The following is a 19,435-nucleotide window of genomic DNA, read 5'->3' as shown; positions in this document are numbered from 1 at the left end:
ACTCCACCCGACCATAGAGAAGGGCCTGGAACCGGCTGGTTCCAGGCCTTTTCTTTTTGGTGGTCGGAGCCGCCCAGGCGCAGTGGTCAACGCTCGATGGTGACCCAGGTGCCGCGGCGGCGTGCGTTGATGGTGTCGTCGTACATGGCTTCGGCAGAGACCGCGGGTAGGTAGAACCGTCCTTCGTAGGCCGCGTTCACCATCACGCGAAACGTCTTGCGTTCGCCGATTTTGAGATCGAAGTAGCTGTACACCCGATCGTCGCGAATGTCGCGATAGGTGGGCACCGCGGCTTTGTTTTTCTCGCCGTCGGGTGCCGCCAGTCGCTCGTTGTGGATTTCCCAACCGGAGGGAAACACCTGGGACAGTACCAGGTTTTTGTATGCGCGCCGGCGATTGCCGGGATGGATGACAGTCGCTTCGGCGTAGAAGGTTTCGCCCTGGCGAATCCTCTCTGGATTCAGCTCCTTACCGTCCAAGCCCAGGTAGCGTACCTGCAGTTTCAGGTTGGAGGAAGCGTCGTAGTCCTCGCCCGCGGCGGGCACACCGCGCAGCACTGTCTTGACGAACAGGGGACCGGATCCCTCGTTGACCAGTTCCAGGCTCTTTTGGCGCTGATCGTCGGGAGCCAGAGGGATTTGATCGATGGACTTGGCGCTGCTCACCTTGTGACGGGCATCCTGGCCCAGGGTCACGGCGTAATTCAGGCCTTCGCTGTTGTCGGCGAACTTGGCCAGCGCCAGCAGGGCGTAGGCACAACTGTGGGTGCCCAGCCAGTCATCGGAATTGAGGGTGTCCGACAGGGTGCGCGCGTCCTCGACCACTTCGGCACGCTGGCCCATGGCGATTCGGGCCTCGAGAATCATGGCCCGGTCGCGGGTGGCGGAGCCGTAGGTTCGTTCCTCCACGGAGGGGTTGCTGGTCAGCCGCGGCCGGGCGACGCCGAGCCGTTGGGCGGCTTCCGGTCGTCCTGCCAGGTGATAGGCGCCGGCCAGCAGCCATCGGGCCGTGTGGTTGTCGATCTTCGATTCGCGCAGGCGGTTCATCGGGCCCAATTCCGGTTGACCGGCCAGGGCAAGGGTGTAGAGCCGGTAGGCCTGGGTCAGCTCCTCCGCCTGATTGTCGCCGTTCCAGATTTGAGCGCGGTTACTCTGGAAGCTCGTCCATTTGGCGACGAAATTCGTGGGTAACTGAAATCCCAGACGGCGGGCCTCCAACATGAAGTGACCCGCGTAACTGGTACCCCAGGTATCCGCATCCGAATTGCCGGGCCAGTAGAGCAGGCCGCCGTCGGCCCGTTGGAAGGAGCCGAGCCGCACGATGGCAGCGCGAATGTGGTGTTCGATCTGCTCCTTTTCCGACTTCTCCAATTCCATCAGGCTCGAGAGGTAGAGTTGGGGGAAGGCGGCGGAGGTGGTCTGCTCCACACAGCCGTGTGGGTATCGGATCAGGTAATTCAGGCGCGAAGCCAAGTTCAGCGGCAGGCTCGAGGAAACCTCCAGCGCGCCGCTGTTGGTGCCCTTCATACCCACGGGCTCGTACTGGAAACTGAAGCTCTGACCGGCTTCCAGCATTTCCTCGGTGACATTGACGAGTTCCGGGTTGGCGTTGCGAACCGGGAGGTCTACCGCGTATTCGGCGCGGTGGCTGCCGCTCACTGCCGTGGCCCGAAGGCCGGCCTCACCCACCGCGGCCTGGACCCTCACCGGGAAGCGAATCGTTTTCTCGCCCGGCTCGTCGAAATGCACGGTCTGGCTCCGGGCCTCGGTGGCTTCCAACAGGCCGTTGGTTTCCAGGGTGACGGTCACCTCTTTGACTTCCGGCTCCATGGCGAAGACCGAAACCGGGAACGACATCGACTCCTCGGGTCCCAGCACGCGCGGCGCCGTGCCCAGCAGCATCAGCGGTTTGCGAACTGGCGTCGTTTTTTCGGTGCTTCCGTAGGCTTTGCCATCGCCCGCCACCACCATGGTACGCACCGAGCCCACGTAGTTGGGCATCTCCAGACGGTGCTCTTGGCTGGCGCCGGCCTTCAGTTGGAACGGGCCGAGGAAGTGAACCACGGGCCGGAAGCGATTGAGTTTGGCGTCGTCGCGAGAACTGCCCGTTCCGTCGCCGCCGACCGCGAGCAACCGACCGAACGGTGCGGTCTGGGCGCCCAGCACGCTGCGGAACATGTCAAACGTCAACACGTTGAGTGCCTGGCGTGCGAAAAAGGCCTTCCAGGGATCCGGCGTCTTGAAACGGGTCAGGTCGAGCAAGCCCTCGTCGACCATGGCCAGCGTGTAGGTCATGGGGCGACCCCGTTCCTCGGCGACGCGCACCACCACCTCGCTTTCGGGCTCCAGTACGTCGGCCATCTCGAGGCGCGGCGCCAAACGGGTCTCGGGATCTTCGACCGGGATGGGGATCACGCCGTACATGCGAATCGGTAGATCGTTGGCCGTTTGGCCGTGAGGCTGGAGCAGGCTGACATGGGCGTAGATGTTGGGTGCCATGGCGGCGGTCGCCTCGAACTCGAATTGGGTCATGCCGGCCTGGCCGACGACCCAGTGACTCTGCAGGACCCGCGTGCCACTCTCCAGACTGATGAGCATGCGGCCGGCGTGGGCGGTGGGAATCGAGAGGCGCACCGTATCGCCCACCTTGTAGGCGGACTTGTCGGCGCTGAAGGTCAGCATCGCCGCTGAAGAGGCGCCTTCGCCCTGGGGTCGTCCGGCCCAACCGGGCCAGTCGATGTAGACGATGCGGCCGGCGGCGTGGCCACCGGGTTCCTCGACGCGAATCAGGTAGCGGCCCCATTCGGGGTAGTCGACCCGCAGTTGCCAGGTCCCTTCACCGTTCACCGTATCCACGAACCCGGATGCAATCGGATTGGTGAGCTGGCTGGCGTTGTAGCGGTCGATGCGGTTGGCGTCCTGAGCCCACCACCACTGCCAGGAGATCTTGTAGAGCGACACCTTCACGCCCTTGCGCGAAACCGGTTTCCCTTCGCGGTCGACCGTGACGATCTGGATCGGGTGGTCCTTGTCGGTCAGCAACATGCCGCGATCCTTGTCGCCCTTGGGTGGTTTGAGGCCTACATAGGTTTTATAGGGATGGAAGGGCATCGAGAAATTGTCGATCGAGAAGGCGCCGCTGGGCTCGAACACCCGGCAGGTGATCGATGCACGCATGTTGCCCGGTGCCTGGCCGTTGACTTCGAGTTGAACCGGCAGTTCGGCCTTGCCTTTTGCGTCCAGCTTGCCTTCGAACAGCGGTTTGGCTTCGGAGCTGTAGAACCGGCTGGGATCGTCGAAGCTGAATCCCTGGTAACCGGTGAATTTGGTGGTGACGGGGGTCAGGGTGACCGTGGCCTCGGTTTTCAAGTTGCCGGCCACCGCGCCGTGCAACCAGGTGACCTCCAGGTTGGCCTTGGTGTCCCTGTCTTCGGCGGCGAGGTACTCCTTGTTCAGGTCCAGGTTGATTTTCAGCCGGTTTGGCAGCACGGTCTCTACGCGCAGCGGTTTGCTGAAGCGGGCCCCGCCCACCATGGCGGTGGCGCGATAGGGACCGGTGGGCGCCTTCTCGTCCAACTGCAGGGTGAAACTGTAGAAGCCGTTCAGCCCTTGACGCCGCACGATGCGTTGCACGACCTGGTCGCTGGGGTCGGTCAGCTCCAGGGTCACCGGGTGATCTGCCGGCAAGCTGCCCTCGCTGTCCTTGAGCACCAGCGTCAGATGGATGGGATCTCCCGGACGCCAGACGCCGCGTTCGCCATACATGAATCCCTGCAGTCCCTTTTGGAGGTATGTGCCGCCTACGTCGAAACGGCTGGTGGAAAGGGCGTAGCCGTCCTGCAGGGTCAGGTAGCCGCGTTCGGTACCGCGCTTGGCCAACACAAGAAACGCTTTTTCGGCACTCTCGAAACGGACGAACCCGTCCTTACCGGTTTGGGCCGAGGCGATCGGCTGTTGCTGGTAGTCGAGGACCTCGATCGATACGTTGCCCACGGGGGCGGCGCTGTTGAGATCCGTCGCCACGACCAGCAAACCCGAAGAGGCGTCGCGCTTGGCGATCAGGCCGAGGTTGGACGCCAACAGGTTGCGCGCCACGTTGCGGCCCGCGTTGTAGTAGGAACGGTGGCAAGCGTCGTTGCGGAACCGGTAGTTGTATTCCGAATAGTCGTTGTAGTAATTCCAGTAGGAGGCCTCCGCCTCGGGCGTGAGGCTTCCCAGGGTCTCCGGTGCGTCTTCCTGCTCGTCCGTCTGGCCGCAGCCGTAGAGCGAATAGGATTTGCGGAATCCAAGCGTCACCCGGTAGAGGGCCCCCGGCTCGACCTTGACCAGGTCGGTCAGGTCGAGCACGTGGTGGTTCCAGCGTTTCAGGTCCAGATTCGGATCCCCTTCCAAGCTGACCTTTTGGCGCAGGACTTCGATTCCGACGCGGTGCAACTCGCGCCACTGGGTGAGATCGTTGACCTGAAGAAACTGAGAAATGTTGTTTTCGGGGACCTTCACCACCCAGACGTCGACGGCTTTCACGTTGACGGCTTCGAAGGGGAAGGGCACTTTCGAGTCGCTGGGAACCACCACGCCGCTGGAGTCCAGGCGCAGTTGGGGCTTGACTTCCTCGAAGACGATTTTGCGCTCGTGACGTCGCGTCAAGGCACCACCGACGATATTGCGGATGCCGGGCTCGATGATGACGGTGACTTCCCCGGTCAAGCGGCGATTGGGATAGGCGCGAATCTGGTTGCTCTCGACAACCAGGCGCCATTCGTGGCCGCGAGCGTGGATCAAGCCGGTCAGATCCTGATCGGCACGGAGCGGGTCGGAGAAGGTGAGCAACAGGTGTTGTTCCCCCTCGTCCTTGGCCACGGCGGTGAGAAACTGGAATTGGTTGATGGGGGAGATGGCGATGTCCTGGGAGCCCTTCAGGCTGCCGCCGATGCGGGTCGTGTCCCAGAAAACGCGCAATGTGCCTGGTCGGGCCTTGCGCTCGATGTTGTCCACCCGGAAGCGATGAAGGCGGCCGTCGGGGGAGTGGGACCAGCTCAGTTCGAGGCGAATGCCGTCGTGCTCCGCGCGAACGAGAGGCTCGATCGCCTTGCCGTCCTCGTGATCGGCCGTGGTCAGCACCCCTTCCACGGTTTGCCATTTCATGTCGCTTTCGGTTTGGGCGCGGGGCTCGCCGAGCTGCAGATCGAAGGCTCGGCGCGGGGTCTGGAAGGTGAGATTCGCTTTGCTGTCGGCGGAAACGTCGCCGAGAATCTGGCCCAGATGAAGGACGGCGGTGTAACTCTGGCCCGGCGCCAGCAGGCCATCCGGTTGAAAGACGAGCGTTTTGGTGTCGCGCCACTGCGCGGTGCCGCGAACTTCGGGGACCAGACTGACGGGGTTTTGATCCAGGGTCTTGCCGACCATGTGGCTCCCGACGGGCGGGTTCTTGAAAACGAAGGTGATGGGCCCGGTACGGGAAAGGGTTCCCTGGGGGTAATTCTCCAGCAGGGAATCGACATCCAAGGAGTGGTCGTCCGCCGAAGCCGACGAGCGGGGTTTGTCGCAGCCGAGGGCGACGAGCAAAAGGGCGAGAGCCAAAAAGCGCGCGAACTGAAGCGCGCGAGGCGAGCCGGTCATGGTGTTCTCCTGTGGGGCGATGCAAATCGTTAGACGCGCGGCACTTAGGCGTGCAATTCTACGCGCTTTGACGGGTACGGGTTGTCTGGTCGCTTCACCTACATTATGAATCATTTATGGAAAAGAGCCCATCCCGAAACGAGTTCGAGAACCTTTGACAAACCCGTGAAATCCGTCAAGCCGACGCTTCCGCGCCGCGCGTCTGCCCCTCGGGATCAACCGAGTTCGCGAACCAGTCCGCGGAACTGCTTGCGCAGGAAGGGGTGGGTGCCGGGCAATTCCCGGGCGAGGCGTTCCAGGGAAGGCGTCAATTCGGTGAACACGTGCGGGCGGCGCATCTCGTGGCGATGGGCCTTGTAGGTGGCCACCAAGTCGCCGAGGGCCGTCGTGCGATCACCGTTGCGACGGTCGTGTTTGTAGGGGTTGCCGCGTTGGCGGATCGCCGCTTTCCAGTCCGCCCGTAACCGCGTCAGCATCAATTGCTGGACTTGGCGGATCTGGCGGTTGGCGTGGGGAAAGGCGGCGGGATCGCGGGCCAGGTCCAGCATGTAGATCAACAGGTCCCGACTGGACAGGTCCGCGGCGATGGAAACCGGCGTGTAGATGCCGCTGTCATGGCGTTCGTTGCCGACGTAGGCGGCATAATCCAGGCGCACCTCTCCGGCCATCAAGGCGAGGGGATCCAGATTCCGGGTCTCGAAGTGCAGGCGGCGCTGCTCACCCGGGTTCATGCGCCGAACCTGGCGTTGATCGTCACCGAAGCGGACGTTGATCTTGCCGACCCTGCGATCGCTGATGTTGGTCAGCGTCATGGCCAGGGAAATGCGGCCGTCGATATTGTCGCGGTCGAGGATTTCCACGGTGTTGCCCCACTGCAAGGGGTAGGCGATCAGTTGCTGTACATGAAACGAGGTGCTGCCCAGATCGAGATTGAACACCGCGGTGGTCTTGGCGGGGAACGAAGGTCGGATGCGGCCTCTGCCCACTTCCACGAGGGACACCTCGCGGTTCGGCAATACCAACGGACGGCGCAGCATGCGTTCCATGGCTTCACTCTGGAAATCCAATCCGAAGCGGCCCTCGCGCCCGCCGAAATTGGCGATCTTTGCCGTGATCTTGAAGGCTTCGCCGGGTTCGAAAACCCCGTCGCCGTTCTTGTCGCTCAGGTGAACTTCCTGAATCTGGGGTTTGGGATTGAAGTACCACTCGTCGAACAGGGCATCGTACTGGCCCAGATAGGCCCGCGGGAACGAACGGTTGAAGGCGCGCCCGGCGCTTTGGCTCCACGCTTCCTGGCTACCCGCATGGAATCCCTCGCGGAAGTGGAGTTCGCTGTAGATGCGGTCCGCGTAGACCCAGCCTTCGTGCCAGCCGGAGCGGTACCCGTTGCGACGCGCGGGATTCCATTTCTTTTCCAGCTCGGTGGGGAAGTGGGCTTCGAAAATCGAACGAAATTCGCGTCGTGCCTGCTTGGGAAGGTCGCGCCAGGTCTTGCGGCCTTGGGGCAGACGGCACCAGTAATCGAAGGCCTTGGCGGGCTTGATGGTGTTGCGATCGCGGGGTCCGTGCCCCGGCGTGGATTGAAACAGCGGCAAGGGGTCGGCCTGCCCGTCGGGCCAACGGGTCTCGTCCACGGGCAACCCAAAATCGGAGGGACCCAACTCGGCTGCGATCGTTTCGAGCTGGGGCGGTGCGGCGAAATGGGCCGAACCGCGGTAATCCGGGGTCGTGGGGTGCGGCACGATCGGGGAACGCAACGGGCGGCGTTCGAGGTCCGTGAATTCCTCGAGAATGGCCTGGTTCGCCATGTCTCGTGCGAGGGCGGTCGCGTCTTCGCGGCCCACGCGGCGGCCTTGCTGCTGGATTTGCCGATTGCGTCGGCCTTCGCGGCGACCGGCGTTGAACTCGGCTCTAAATTCGTGGCCGCCCTGTTGGCGGATGGCGTGAATCGCCTCGTGAAAGCCCCACTGATAGGCGCCCCGGAATCCCCAGGTGGCTGCCAATCTGTCGGCGGTCCAGGCCGCGGCCTCTTCGGCCTGCTGGGCCCAGCCACGGGGAATCCGTCGCGGAAGATGTTGGCGGACGACGCGGTCCACATGACGGACGACGCGCGAAGGGGGCGGCACTTTTTTTTGTTCGATCAGAAGGGAGCCTGGTGCGGGATCCGGCTCGGGAGGTTTGGCGCTGCGCGTGGGCGAATGCTGGGCTCGGGGGTAGGTGAGGGTGAGGGGTTGCTGCTTTTGGTTCTCTTCTGCGGTCGTGGGAATGAAGGCCGCTACCAGGGCGGTCACGAAGATGGCAAGCCAACGGGGGCGCTTCGTAAGTGGTGTAAACACAACCATGTTCCTACCTCGCAACTGTAAAAAATGAGTGGCGGGCGTCGACTGAAGCAAGTGCTGTACCAGGCCGCGGCGTTCGCCGCGTCGCTTCCTGGGGACGACCTGTCGCGGGTGGTTCATAGACGGTTGGTAGCCAGCGGATCTGACGCAAAAATGTCCCTGTTCTCGATGGAGAATCGGGATCCTCGAAATGTAAGCCGACTCACAATTCGCCGCGTTCCCAGGGTTCGGTGTACTGCTTCCGAATCTCCATGAACTGGCTGAGGTTGTCCTCCATGAGCGTCACCAGGCGGGGATCGAAATGACTTCCACTTTGTTCCTTGAAGTAGGTCATGACGCGTTTGATGGGCCAGGCTTCCTTATACACGCGGCGCACGCTCAGGGCGTCGAAGACGTCCGCGCAGGCCGTGATTCGGCCGTAGATGTGGATCTGCTCGCCCTTGAGGCCGAGCGGGTAGCCGCTCCCGTCCCACTTTTCGTGATGTTGGCCGGCCACGATCGCCGCCGCCCGCATCAGGGGACGGGTGGAATGCTGCAACATCTCCTGACCCAAACCGGCGTGGGTCTTCATGATTTCCCACTCTTCCGGGGTCAGGCGTCCCGGCTTGTTGAGGATGCGATCGGGAATCGCGAGCTTGCCCACGTCGTGCATCGGCGAGGCCAGACGCAGGATTTTCGACTCGAAAGGCGACAGTCCGAAGAGCTTGGCGGTCAACTCCGAGTACTTGGCCACACGACGCACGTGATTGCCGGTTTCCTGGGAGCGGGCCTCGGCGATCTCGCCCAGCGTGTAGATCACCTCGCTCTGGGTCTCCTCGATCTCAATGTTGAGCATGATGTTGTCGTGGGCGACCGAGACATTGGTGAAAAAGAGGTTGACCAGGTCGCGGTCCCAGGATTTGAGGTCTTGCCATCCGTGAACGTAGATCACGTAATCCTGGCCCGAGCGGCCGGGCAGATAGCCCACGTAGTGGCTGTCTCGAATGATGTTCGCCTTCTTTGCCAGGGCTTCCAGGAGCAGGTTGCGTACATCGCGCGGCGCCACCTCGGAAACCCGTTTGTCGATCAACACCTCGTAGTCGCCCGTGGCCGCGGTGATGCGCAGGTCGCCCTTGCGATGCGCGGCGGTGAAGCCCTCGCAGAACATCGTGTTCCGGCCCAGGCTCAACAGGCTAGACAGTTGTTCCAGCACACCGCTGGTGAAATTGTGGAGCGACTGGATGCGAAAGATGGTGGGCGAGGCGTCGATCACCTTGCGCAGCCCGCGCTTGTTGTGCTCGATGATCATGATGTCGCGGTAGGAGCGCAGCGCCGAAATGACGGTCGTCATCAGCTTGGTGGCGGTCAGCTCGGTTTTCGCCTTGTAGTCGTTGATATCGTATTCCACGATGACGCGATCCTCGGGCGCCTGGCCCGGTTGGCCGGTGCGCAGCACGATTCGCAGAAAGTTGTTGTTGAGCGTGTCCCGAATGTACCGGACCAGTTGCAGGCCCGCATCGTCGCTCTCCATGACCACGTCGAGCAGGACGAGGGCCAGGTCCTCTTCGTTCTCCAGGTAGTTTCGGGCCTCGCCGGCGCTGTAGGCGTCGTGGAACTCCAGGCCGCGGCCGTCGAATCTGAACCCCTGCAAAACCATCCGGGTGACGCGGTGGACCTCTTCCTCGTCGTCGACGATCAGGACCTTCCACGGCTCCTTGATATCGGATGGCTTGTCGGATGCTTTCTCTTCTTCGGCGAAGAAGAGCTCGTCATCCTGTTCCCTGGATTCAGGACTGGTCATGAGAACCTCCGTTTCGGGGCTTCTTGGGAATGTTCAACTTAAATAACGTATGGTCGCCCAGAACACTTTCACAACCGATATTGCCGCCCAGGGTTTGGGTGGCGATGTTGTAGACGATGTGCAGTCCCAGGCCGGAGCCGCCGTCGCCGCGTCGGGTCGTGAAAAAGGGATCGAAAATCTTCTTGCGATGGTCCGCCGAGATACCTTTGCCGTTGTCGCGATACACCAACAGCAGGTGATCCGGTTCCTCCCTGACCTCGATCTCGATCTCACCCGAGCTGTCGTCTTCGAATGCGTGGATCAGCGAATTCATGACCAGGTTGCTGACGATCTGACCGAAGGCACCGGGAAAGCTGTCCAACTCGCAATCCTCGGGACAGGTGACCCTAATCTTGTGTTTTGTTTTCTTGAGTTTGGGGCGCAGGCTCAACAGCACTTCGTGGATGTAGGAGCAGACCCGGAAGCGACGGCGCTCTTCGCTGGATTGATCCACGGCGACCTGTTTGAAACTGTGGATCAACTCGCTGGCGCGGTCCAGGTTGGAGAGAATCATCTGGGTCGCCTCGGACGAGGTACTGAGGTAGTTGTCCAGGTCCGATTTCTTCATGGCGTGGTCGCGGTAGAGCTGTTGCAGGTGCCGCGTCTTCTGGACCAGGTGCGAGGCCGCGGTGACGCCGATGCCCACCGGCGTGTTGATCTCGTGGGCGATGCCGGCCACCAGCCCGCCCAGCGCCGCCATCTTTTCGGAGGCGACCAAATGGGCTTGGGCCTCGCGCAAACTGTTCAGCGCGTTTTTCAGTTCCGCGTTGGTTTGGCTCAATTCGGCGGTGCGGGCCTCGATGCGCGATTCCAACTCGTCGTTGAGCTTACGCAACTCGTGTTCCGCATTTTGCCGCTGGCCGATTTCGTGTTCCAACTCCTTGATGGTTGCCTTGGTCTGTTGCGTCAGTTCCCATTTTTTCGTCAGAGAAAGCGCCAGTTGCTGGATGCTGACCATGTCGAACGGCTTGCGGATGAACTGCAGTTTGTCCGTGATGCCGATCTCGCTGAGCATTTCCCCCCAGGAATAATCGGAATGGGCGGTACAGATGACCATTTCCGTTTCGGGGTGGCGTTTCCAGATTTCCGCGACCGCGACGATGCCGTCGATCCCGGGCGGCATGCGCACATCCATGAAGACCAGCGCGTAGGGTCTTCCCTCGGCGGCGGCTCGGTCCACCATGTCGATCGCTTCCTCACCCTGGTAGGCGTCCCCAATGTCGTATTGGGCCTCGTCGAAAGGCGAGGTCGCCTGTTCCTCGTCTCCGAACAGCGCCAACTCCACGTCGCGCAATTTGTCGGCGGGATTTCCCTGTAGGACTTTCTTGAAGTCCTTGTGAATGCTTTCGTTATCATCCACGATCAAAATGCGTTTCATGGTCCTTCGCTCCTTGCGGATCACCGAAGACGCCGTCAGGAACACAAAGAACCCGGCGAGCCCGGAACCGGAAGAGGGGATTTGACGCTACCTAGGATCTGGATTTTGGTGAGTCTTGGTTCACTCTAGTGTAAACCGAATGTACGTTCAGCGCGAGCGCTGCCTGGGACGAGATCCCGTAAAGATCGGGTCCACATGAAGAGGGTGCCACTGTTATTTGGTATCGGTGCGCGTGGAATCGGCTTGAGCCACCGCTTGGCTTTGGCCGGAAGTGGCGAATCGCGGCCGCGCGTTTTTTTCGGCTTGCAATGGGCTCCGGCTACCATGTAAGATGGCGTTTCGCGGCTACGTGCCGACGTGTGCCCATTTTGGGATCAACGATTATTACCGAGCATCGCTCCCCGGAGCGATCAGAAGGAACCGAGTCGTGGCAAAAGCAAAAAAAGGTAATCGCATCAATATCATCGTGGAATGCACCGAAGCACGCAAACAGGGTTTGACCCCTTCTCGCTATTCCACCAGCAAAAGCCGTCGCAACACCCCTTCTCGTCTTGAAATCAAGAAGTACAACCCCTTTCTGAGACGTCACACCGTCCACAAAGAAGTGCGCTGACTTTTAGCGCCGGGGTTTCGCCAGCGACGAAATCGACCGATTTGAATGCGACAGGTCCACGGGACGTTCACCCCGTGGGATCGACAACGAATTCACAAAAAAAGGATGCCCGAGGCATCCTTTTTTTGTGGGTGTTTCCCTCAATCGAGTTTCATGTGGAGCAGTGACTCCAGGTATTGGCCGTAGCTGTTCTTGGCCATCAATTGCGCGCGTTGGGACAGCTCGTCGCGACTGATCCAGCCGCGGAAATAGGCGATTTCCTCCAGACAGGCGACCTTCAGGCCTTGGCGTTCTTCGATGGCCTGAATGTAGTTGCTGGCCTGGGACAGGGACTCGAAGGTGCCCGTGTCCAGCCAGGCCAGGCCGCGACCCAGCTTTTGCACGTGCAGTTGGCCGCGATTCAGGTAGGTCTGGTTGACGTCCGTGATCTCCAGCTCGCCGCGAGCCGAGGGTTCGAGGTTGGCGGCGATCTCGCAAACCGAGTTGTCGTAGAAGTACAGGCCCGGCACCGCGTAGGGTGATTCGGGCTCCTGGGGTTTTTCCACGATCTTGGTGGCGCGGCCCGCGTCGTCGAAGGACACGACGCCGTAGCGTTCGGGGTCCTTGACCCAATAGGCGAAGATGGTGGCGCCCTCTTGCCGTTCCCCGGCCTCGGTCAAATCGGCTCGCAGGTTCTGCCCGTAGAAGATGTTGTCCCCCAGGATCAGGCAGACCGAATCGTCGCCGATGAAATCGCGGCCGATGGTGAAGGCCTGGGCCAGGCCCTTGGGCTCCGGTTGCACGGCGAACTCGAAGCGGACGCCGAATTGGCTGCCGTCTCCGAGCAGGCGGCGAAAACTGGCGCTGTCCTCGGGAGTGGTGATGATCAAAATCTCGCGGATGTTGGCCAACATCAACACGGAAATCGGGTAATAGATCATGGGCTTGTTGTAGATGGGCATGAGTTGCTTACTGATGCCCATGGTGATCGGGAACAAGCGCGTTCCCGAACCGCCGGCCAGAACGATGCCTTTCATGTATGTGCTCCTAGCGCCTTTGTTTGATTGGCCGCCGCGTTTCGGTGACGGGTCGGCTTTGGCGGATCCGAGTGGGGATCGGGCAGGTGGAAATGAGGGTATCTTAGCGTTCGACTTCCGAGGCGCCAAGGCCAAACTGGGTGGGCCCGGCCCGGTTTTGGCGGCGATGTTCTTTTTCGCACCCAGGACGCCGGCCGTGCCCGCCGCACATTAATATAGGTTGTAACTCCTCGCATGGGTTACTTCGACAATTTCAGCCGGCGGGCTTTCCGCCCCTGATGCCCTACCGGGCATGGCAAATCTCTCGGCATTCGGGCGCTTCGAACGGATTCGTTTCAAGAGAGCCGCGGACCAGCGGGCAAACCCGCTCGATTTCGAGAAAGAAACAACACAAAGCGAGCCAAATCGGAGAGCCCGTATGCGGGTAAGAGACGTAACGCCTGTAGGTTGAGAGGCTTGCCTTACCGGCCCTGCTCCACCAATCGAAGAGACTTGGCAAAGATCGAAATCGAACATCGAGAGATCTCGAGGACCGACTTATCCGCTTCGCTCTTTTACCACTTGAGCTTGCGAAGCCTGAGTCGCTTCGAAGTGTCGGCCGGGCCGGCCAACCTACCTGGCACGACGAATCTCTCGGCATTCGGGCGCTCCGAACGGTTTCGTTTCAAGAGAGCCGCGCACCAGCGGGCAAACCCGCTCGATTTTGAGAAAGAAACAACACAAGGCGAGCCAAATAGGAGAGCCCGTATGCGGGTAAGAGACGTAACGCCTGTAGGTTGAGCAGCTTGCCTTACCGGCCCTGCTCAACCAATCGAAGAGACTTGGCAAAGATCGAAATCGAAAATCGAGAGATCTCGAAGACCGACTTATCCGCTTCGCTCTTTTACCACTTGAGCTTGCGAAGCCTGAGTCGCTTCGAAGTGTCGGCCGGGCCGGCCAACCTACCGGGCATGGCAAATCTCTCGGCATTCGGGGACTCCGAGCAATTTTGCTTCTGAAGAGAGGACGCAACGACCGCCGGGAAAATATGAAAAACCCGTTCTGGCCGTCGGGGAGCCTGGAGATCTCCCGGGATTGCACGGGGGCCTCGGCGGTAGGCGAGCATCACGGTTCGAGCCTTTTGGTGCATTTTCCGGCGCTGATGAAGGATTCGGAAATACGTGAATCGCCGCTTGTTTCGAACATCGACTGGCTCTCATTTTTCTCTCGTTTCAATGTTATATAAATCGACGATTTTCCTCTCGCTATGGTGCTACACTAATCGGCTCATTCGCCCCCCCCCTGACTGGAGGAATTTGTGTTCGAAGATCCGTCGACTCACGATGCCGGCATCTTGTGCCTTTCCGCGAGAAGCCAACATGCTCTCGCCCAGACCGCAACCCGTTTTCTCCACCACTTGCGTCAAAACCCCTCCGTCAGCTTGAACGATATCTGTTTTACCGCCGCGGTCGGCCGAACGCATTTTGAGCATCGTGCCGCCTCGGCCTGCTTCGACCACGAGCAGATGTGCGCCACCCTGGAGATTCTGGCGGCGGGCGGCACCCACGACTCCTTGTCGTGCGGCACGCCCGGAGAGGGTGACGGACCCCGCATTGCGTTCCTCTATCCCGGCCAGGGTTCTCAATACCCGGGCATGGGCAAACAGCTTTACGAGGCGGAACCCTGCTTTCGGCAAGCGGTGGACGCCTGCGAGGCCGCGCTGGGCGATGCGTTGCCCCACTCCTTGACCCGCGTCATGTTTTCCGAGGAGGATGATGCGATCAACCAGCCTGCCCCATTGATCCACCAGACGCGTTATGCGCAACCGGCATTGTTCGCGTTTGAGTATGCGCTGACACGTCTCTGGGAGAGCTGGGGCATTCGCCCCAAGGCCGTTTTGGGTCACAGTGTGGGCGAGTTCGCGGCGGCGGTGGCGGCCGGCGCCATGCAACCCATGGATGCCTTGAACCTGATTGCCGTGCGCGGCCGCTTGATGCAGGAACTTCCCCAAAACGGCAGCATGTGTTCCATCGGTGCCGAGCTGGACCAGGTGCGCCGCGAACTGGGCGCCTATCCGGAGGTGGCCGTGGCTGCCGTCAACGGCCCGCGCCGCATCGTGATTTCGGGGCCGAGGGACAGCGTGGCGCGCGTGGCCGAAGTGTTTCGGGCAAAGGGCGTGGAAGCACGTGCTCTCAAGGTCTCCCACGCCTTCCATTCGTCCCTGATGGAGCCGATGCTGGACGAATTTGAAGCGGCCGCCGGTGAGTACGCCGTGCGCCCCGGACGCGATCACCGCTGCATGTACTACTCCAACCTGACCGGTACGGTCTTCACCGAGGGCCATGCGCCGGATTCCGGTTACTGGCGTCGCCATGCCAGGGAGGCCGTACTTTTTGAATCGGCCCTGTCGCAATTGCTGGCCTCCGATGTGGACGTGGTCATCGAAATCGGCCCTCATGCCACGCTGACCACCTTGGCGCTCGGCCATACGGAAGCCGCCGAGGACAACCGGCTCTGGCTGTCCTCGCAGTCGCGCCGCAATCCCACCCCGGTGCAACTCTACCGCTGCCTGGGCACACTCTACACGCGCGGGGCGGGCATCGATTGGCGCGCATTCCACGACCATCGCGGCGGCCGCAAGGTGCGGCTTCCCACCTATCCCTTCGACCGCAAACGTTTCTGGTTGCGTGAAAACAGAGGGAACGCCCTGGGTCCCGCCTCGCATGCGCTGCTGGGCCGGCGCCTGCCGATTGCCCGTGACCGCGCGGTGTTCCTCGCCGAGATCGGCGCCCAACAACCCACTTGGCTGAGCGATCACCGCGTCAACCAGATCCCCGTTTTTCCCGCCACCGGTTATGTGGAACAGGCGCTCGCCGCCTGCGCCGACTTGGTCGGCGCGGGACCGCGCGCCTTGCACGATCTCTCCTTCGAGCGGCCGTTTCTACCCCCGGAAAATACCGCCGCTCAAGTTCAGCTCACGGCATTGTCGGCTGACCAGGGCCGCATCCCATTCGAGATTCACGCTTCAGACACTGGCAAGCCCGACACCTGGCAACGACATGCCCGCGGCAGTTTCGCCAACCTGCCGGACACACACACCGTCACTTGGCGGACAGCCTCGCAAACCTGGCGCGAGCGCTTCACTGAAAGCCACGACATTGGCGCCGTTTATGACAACTTTCACCGCGAAGGCCTGCACTATGGACCCGCTTTCCGCGGCATCGGCCGGGCCTGGACCAGCCCCTCGCTCGCGGGCGAAGCGCTGGCCGAAATCCGCCTGCCGCTCGACGCAAGTTCCGACGCCACCCCGTTCGCACTGCATCCCGCCGTGCTGGACGCCTGCCTGCAAGTGGTCGGTCTCGCCCGGCTGTTCGCGGGCGCGTCCAACGCCGTCGACACCGACGCCACCTATCTGCCGGTGGGCATCGACGACCTCTTCTATTACGGCTCTGCCACTCGGGTCTTCTGCCATGTCGCCCTGACACGCACGGGCGGCGACGGCCTGATCGCGGCCGATCTGCACCTTCACGATCCGGACGGCGAGCCAGTGGCCTGGCTGCGCGGCCTACGCCTGCAGCGAGCCCAGCCGGGTGTCCTGCGCCGACTGCTCACTCCGGATCAGTCCGATGTGTTCCACGAAGCGGTTTGGGAAAAACTGCCCGAGACATCCGAGCGAGGAGTGTCCGCCGGACACTGGCTGCTCCTGGCCGACCGAAGCGGCGTGGGCACGCGTTTGGCGGAGCGGCTGCGGCAAACCGGCCATTCCGTCCGCTTGGTCGGGATGGACACGGAGAACGCCGATCCCGCCGCCTTCGACCAATTGCTTGACCCGAGGCGATCCGCCGACTGGGATTCTCTGATTCAACAATACGCCGGGGAAACATCACCGCGCGGTCTGGTACATCTCTGGGCGCTGGACGGCAGCATGGAGGAAACCACCTCGGTCGAGGACCTGGAGCACGCCCAACAGGTCATCGGTGAATCGTTGTTGCAACTGATTCGAAGCCTGATCGACGTCACCGGGGCGCCCTCGGTAACCTTGGTCTCCCGAGGCGCCTACCGCGTGTTGGACGGCGACGGCATCAATCTCATGGGTGCCCCGTTCTGGGGATTGCTCCAGGTGCTGCGGCTGGAACATCCCGAACTCGACGGCCGACTGATCGATTTGGGCGACGGCGTGGAAGGCGAAGACGTGAGCGGCGTGGCCGCCGCGCTGCTCGCCGACAGCCGGGAACGCGAGAGCGCCATGTTGCAGCGCGCACTTTTGACGCAGGACGAACCGCGACTGGCCGTGCGCGCCGACGAGATGTATCGCGCGCGGTTGGCGAAGCCTGGCGGGCTTGGCCGCGATACCGGCAAACGCCTACAAAGACCGCAAGCCGAAAACTTCGCCTTGGAAACCCGCCAGGCCGGCATCCTCGACGAATTGGCATTGGTACCGGCGCCTAGACCGCAACCGGGCCCCGATCAGGTGGAAGTGGCGGTGGTTGCCGCGGGCGTGAACTTCCGCGATGTCCTCAACGCCATGGGCGCCTACCCCGGCGGGCCTGAACCCATGGGTGGCGAATGCAGCGGCGTTGTCACCGCAGTGGGCGAGGGCGTGACCCGCTTCGCCGTCGGCGACCCGGTGGTGGTGGGTCTCACGCGCGGCGCCTTCCGCAAATTCGTACTCGAAGACCAAGAGTTCGTGGCGCCCTTGCCCGTGTGGCTGAGCCATTGGGACGCCGTCACGCTACCGATCACGTTCCTGACCGCCGCATACGGACTGTGTCATCTGGCGCGGCTGGCGCCCGGCGAAAAGGTCTTGATCCACGCCGGTTCCGGCGGAGTGGGCCTGGCCGCCATCCAACTGGCCCAACAGATCGGTGCCGAGGTTTACGCCACAGCCGGCAGTGCCCGCAAGCGCCGCTACCTGCGCGCGCTGGGCGTGAATCACGTGTACCACTCGCGCAACCTGGATTTCGCCGCTGCCATGCGCGAGCACCTGGGGGCCGAGGGCTTGGATGTGGTGCTCAATTCACTGGTCGACGATTTCATTTTCAAGAGCATGGAACTGCTCGAGCCAGGCGGCCGCTTCATCGAGCTGGGCAAGCGGATGCTGCTCGAGCCGGATCAAGTTCCAGCTCACATCAGGTATCACCACTTCGACCTGGGCGAGGAATGTCATCGGCAGCCGGGCCTGTGGCGTGACCTTTTCGAGCAAGTGATCAACGACATCGCCAAAGGCAGTTTGCGCCCCTTGCCGCGAACGCTGTTTGCCGTAGAAGAGGGACCCGATGCCATGCGCTACATGGCACAGGGCAAACACGTGGGTAAGTTGGTACTGCAGTTCGACCGCGTCGACAAGGCAAACCGCGCGCTTGTCTCGGCGACGGGCGCCTACCTGATCACGGGTGGCCTGGGCGGCCTGGGACAGCGCGTAGCCCGGATGCTGCTCGAGTCCGGGGCCGGACGGGTCGTGCTGATGAGCCGCCGAACCGCCACACCGGAAATCGAAATTCAGTTGGCCGAACTGGCCCGCATGGCCGGTGCCGATCCCAAAGCTCTGATCACCGCGCGCGGCGATGTGGCCGACGCCAATGACGTGGCCCGTGTGCTGGCCGATCTGCCGAAGGACGACTTTCGATGGCGCGGCGTGGTGCACGCTGCGGGACTGCTTGACGACCGCGTTCTCGCTCGCCTGGACATCGAAAGTTTGCAGCGCGTCTACGCGCCCAAGATACGCGGCGCTTGGAATCTACACCGGGCAACCTTGCCCATGGCGCTGGATTTCTTTGTGATGTTCTCGTCCATGAGTGCGCTGATCGGCAATCCGGGCCAAGCCAATTACGCGGGCGCCAACGCCTTCCTGGACCAATTGGCCTGGTACCGCCATGGTCGCGGCCTGCCGGCCCTGTCCGTCAATTGGGGTATCTGGAGCCAAGTCGGTATGGCGGCGGATGACGCCGAGCGCGTGCTCAAACCCCTGCGCGCTCGCGGCGTGGACGCCATCGACCCGGATGCGGGCATCGAGGTTTTGGAAACCCTGCTGGCGCGGCGCGCCGTGCGCGTGGGCGTCATGCCGGTCGACTGGGACCGCTACCTGGCCCGCGCCCCCAAAGACCCGCTGTTCGAACGGCTGCTGAGCCCGCAGGAAACGTCGGCCGCCGCGGGAACGATCGCCGTACCCACGTCCTCCCTTGAAGGAGAAGACCTGGAAAAGGCGGTCGTCGCCGAGGCCCGTCGCGTATTGGAGTTGGACGAACACCAGCCGTTGGAGATGGACAAACCACTGCACTCGTTGGGCTTGGACTCTCTGATGGCCATCGAATTGCGCAATCGGCTGGGCACGTTGTTGGCAACCAACCTGCCCTCGACGCTGTTGTTCGACTATCCCACCATTACCGCCTTGACGGCCTATTTCCGCCAAAGATTCGCGCCTGTCGAACCCGAGTCAGCGCCGACCGCGGCGCCTGCTCACAGCTCGGCGGCATCCTCGACACCGGCGGAACCGCCGACGTCGGATGGTCCCGCTGACGAGGCTGAAGCCGCCGAACTGCTGGCCGGCATGCAGTCCCTGGACGAAAGCCGACAACAGGAACTGCTGGACCTGTTGTCCGACGACGAATAACCGGCAACGGCAATGAACCCATTGCGCTCGGGCTGAATCGCTGTCGCGGCCTGAGCGCCACCC

Annotated in this window: 7 protein-coding genes; 2 read left to right on the top strand and 5 right to left on the bottom strand. The window is 62.1% G+C overall.

The genetic code is table 11. The annotated features are described in order from the left end of the window. Positions 1-86: 86 nt before the first annotated feature. The 4 genes from J3U87_RS08750 to J3U87_RS08735 all read right to left on the bottom strand — a co-directional run bounded on the left by J3U87_RS08750 (position 87) and on the right by J3U87_RS08735 (position 11,154). Positions 87-5,618 (bottom strand): alpha-2-macroglobulin family protein, encoded by a 5,532-nt coding sequence (locus tag J3U87_RS08750; RefSeq protein WP_237382660.1) that lies wholly within the window; start codon positions 5,616-5,618, stop codon positions 87-89. A gap of 215 nt (positions 5,619-5,833) precedes the next feature. Continuing rightward, on the bottom strand, positions 5,834-7,954 hold the full coding sequence (locus J3U87_RS08745; protein ID WP_237382659.1) for a hypothetical protein: 2,121 nt from the start codon (positions 7,952-7,954) through the stop codon (positions 5,834-5,836). 205 nt (positions 7,955-8,159) lie between these two features. Then, entirely contained in the window at positions 8,160-9,737 is a 1,578-nt protein-coding gene (locus J3U87_RS08740; protein WP_237382658.1) for a DUF3369 domain-containing protein, read from the bottom strand. Beyond that, a complete protein-coding gene (locus tag J3U87_RS08735) occupies positions 9,724-11,154 on the bottom strand; it encodes an ATP-binding protein (protein ID WP_237382657.1) in 1,431 nt (476 codons plus the stop codon). The genes J3U87_RS08740 and J3U87_RS08735 overlap by 14 nt, the downstream gene beginning before the upstream one ends. A gap of 427 nt (positions 11,155-11,581) precedes the next feature. On the opposite strand from J3U87_RS08735, the gene rpmG reads away from it, so the two are divergent. After that, the gene (gene rpmG / locus J3U87_RS08730; RefSeq protein WP_237382656.1) at positions 11,582-11,767 is read left to right on the top strand and encodes a 50S ribosomal protein L33; all 186 of its coding nucleotides are present in this window, start codon (positions 11,582-11,584) and stop codon (positions 11,765-11,767) included. Positions 11,768-11,907: 140 nt separating this feature from the next. Here the strand turns inward: rpmG and rfbA are convergent, their stop codons facing one another. Next, entirely contained in the window at positions 11,908-12,783 is an 876-nt protein-coding gene (gene rfbA / locus J3U87_RS08725; RefSeq protein WP_237382655.1) for a glucose-1-phosphate thymidylyltransferase RfbA, read from the bottom strand. Positions 12,784-14,080: 1,297 nt separating this feature from the next. Here rfbA and J3U87_RS08720 point away from each other — a divergent pair. Continuing rightward, positions 14,081-19,372 (top strand): SDR family NAD(P)-dependent oxidoreductase, encoded by a 5,292-nt coding sequence (locus J3U87_RS08720; protein ID WP_237382654.1) that lies wholly within the window; start codon positions 14,081-14,083, stop codon positions 19,370-19,372. The last annotated feature ends 63 nt before the right edge of the window (positions 19,373-19,435 follow it).

Source organism: Sulfidibacter corallicola, from assembly GCF_017498545.1.
Classification (GTDB): Bacteria; Acidobacteriota; Holophagae; order Acanthopleuribacterales; family Acanthopleuribacteraceae; genus Sulfidibacter; species Sulfidibacter corallicola.
The sequence above is the reverse complement of the archived record's forward strand: the minus strand, read 5'-3'. Positions and strand labels throughout refer to the sequence as shown.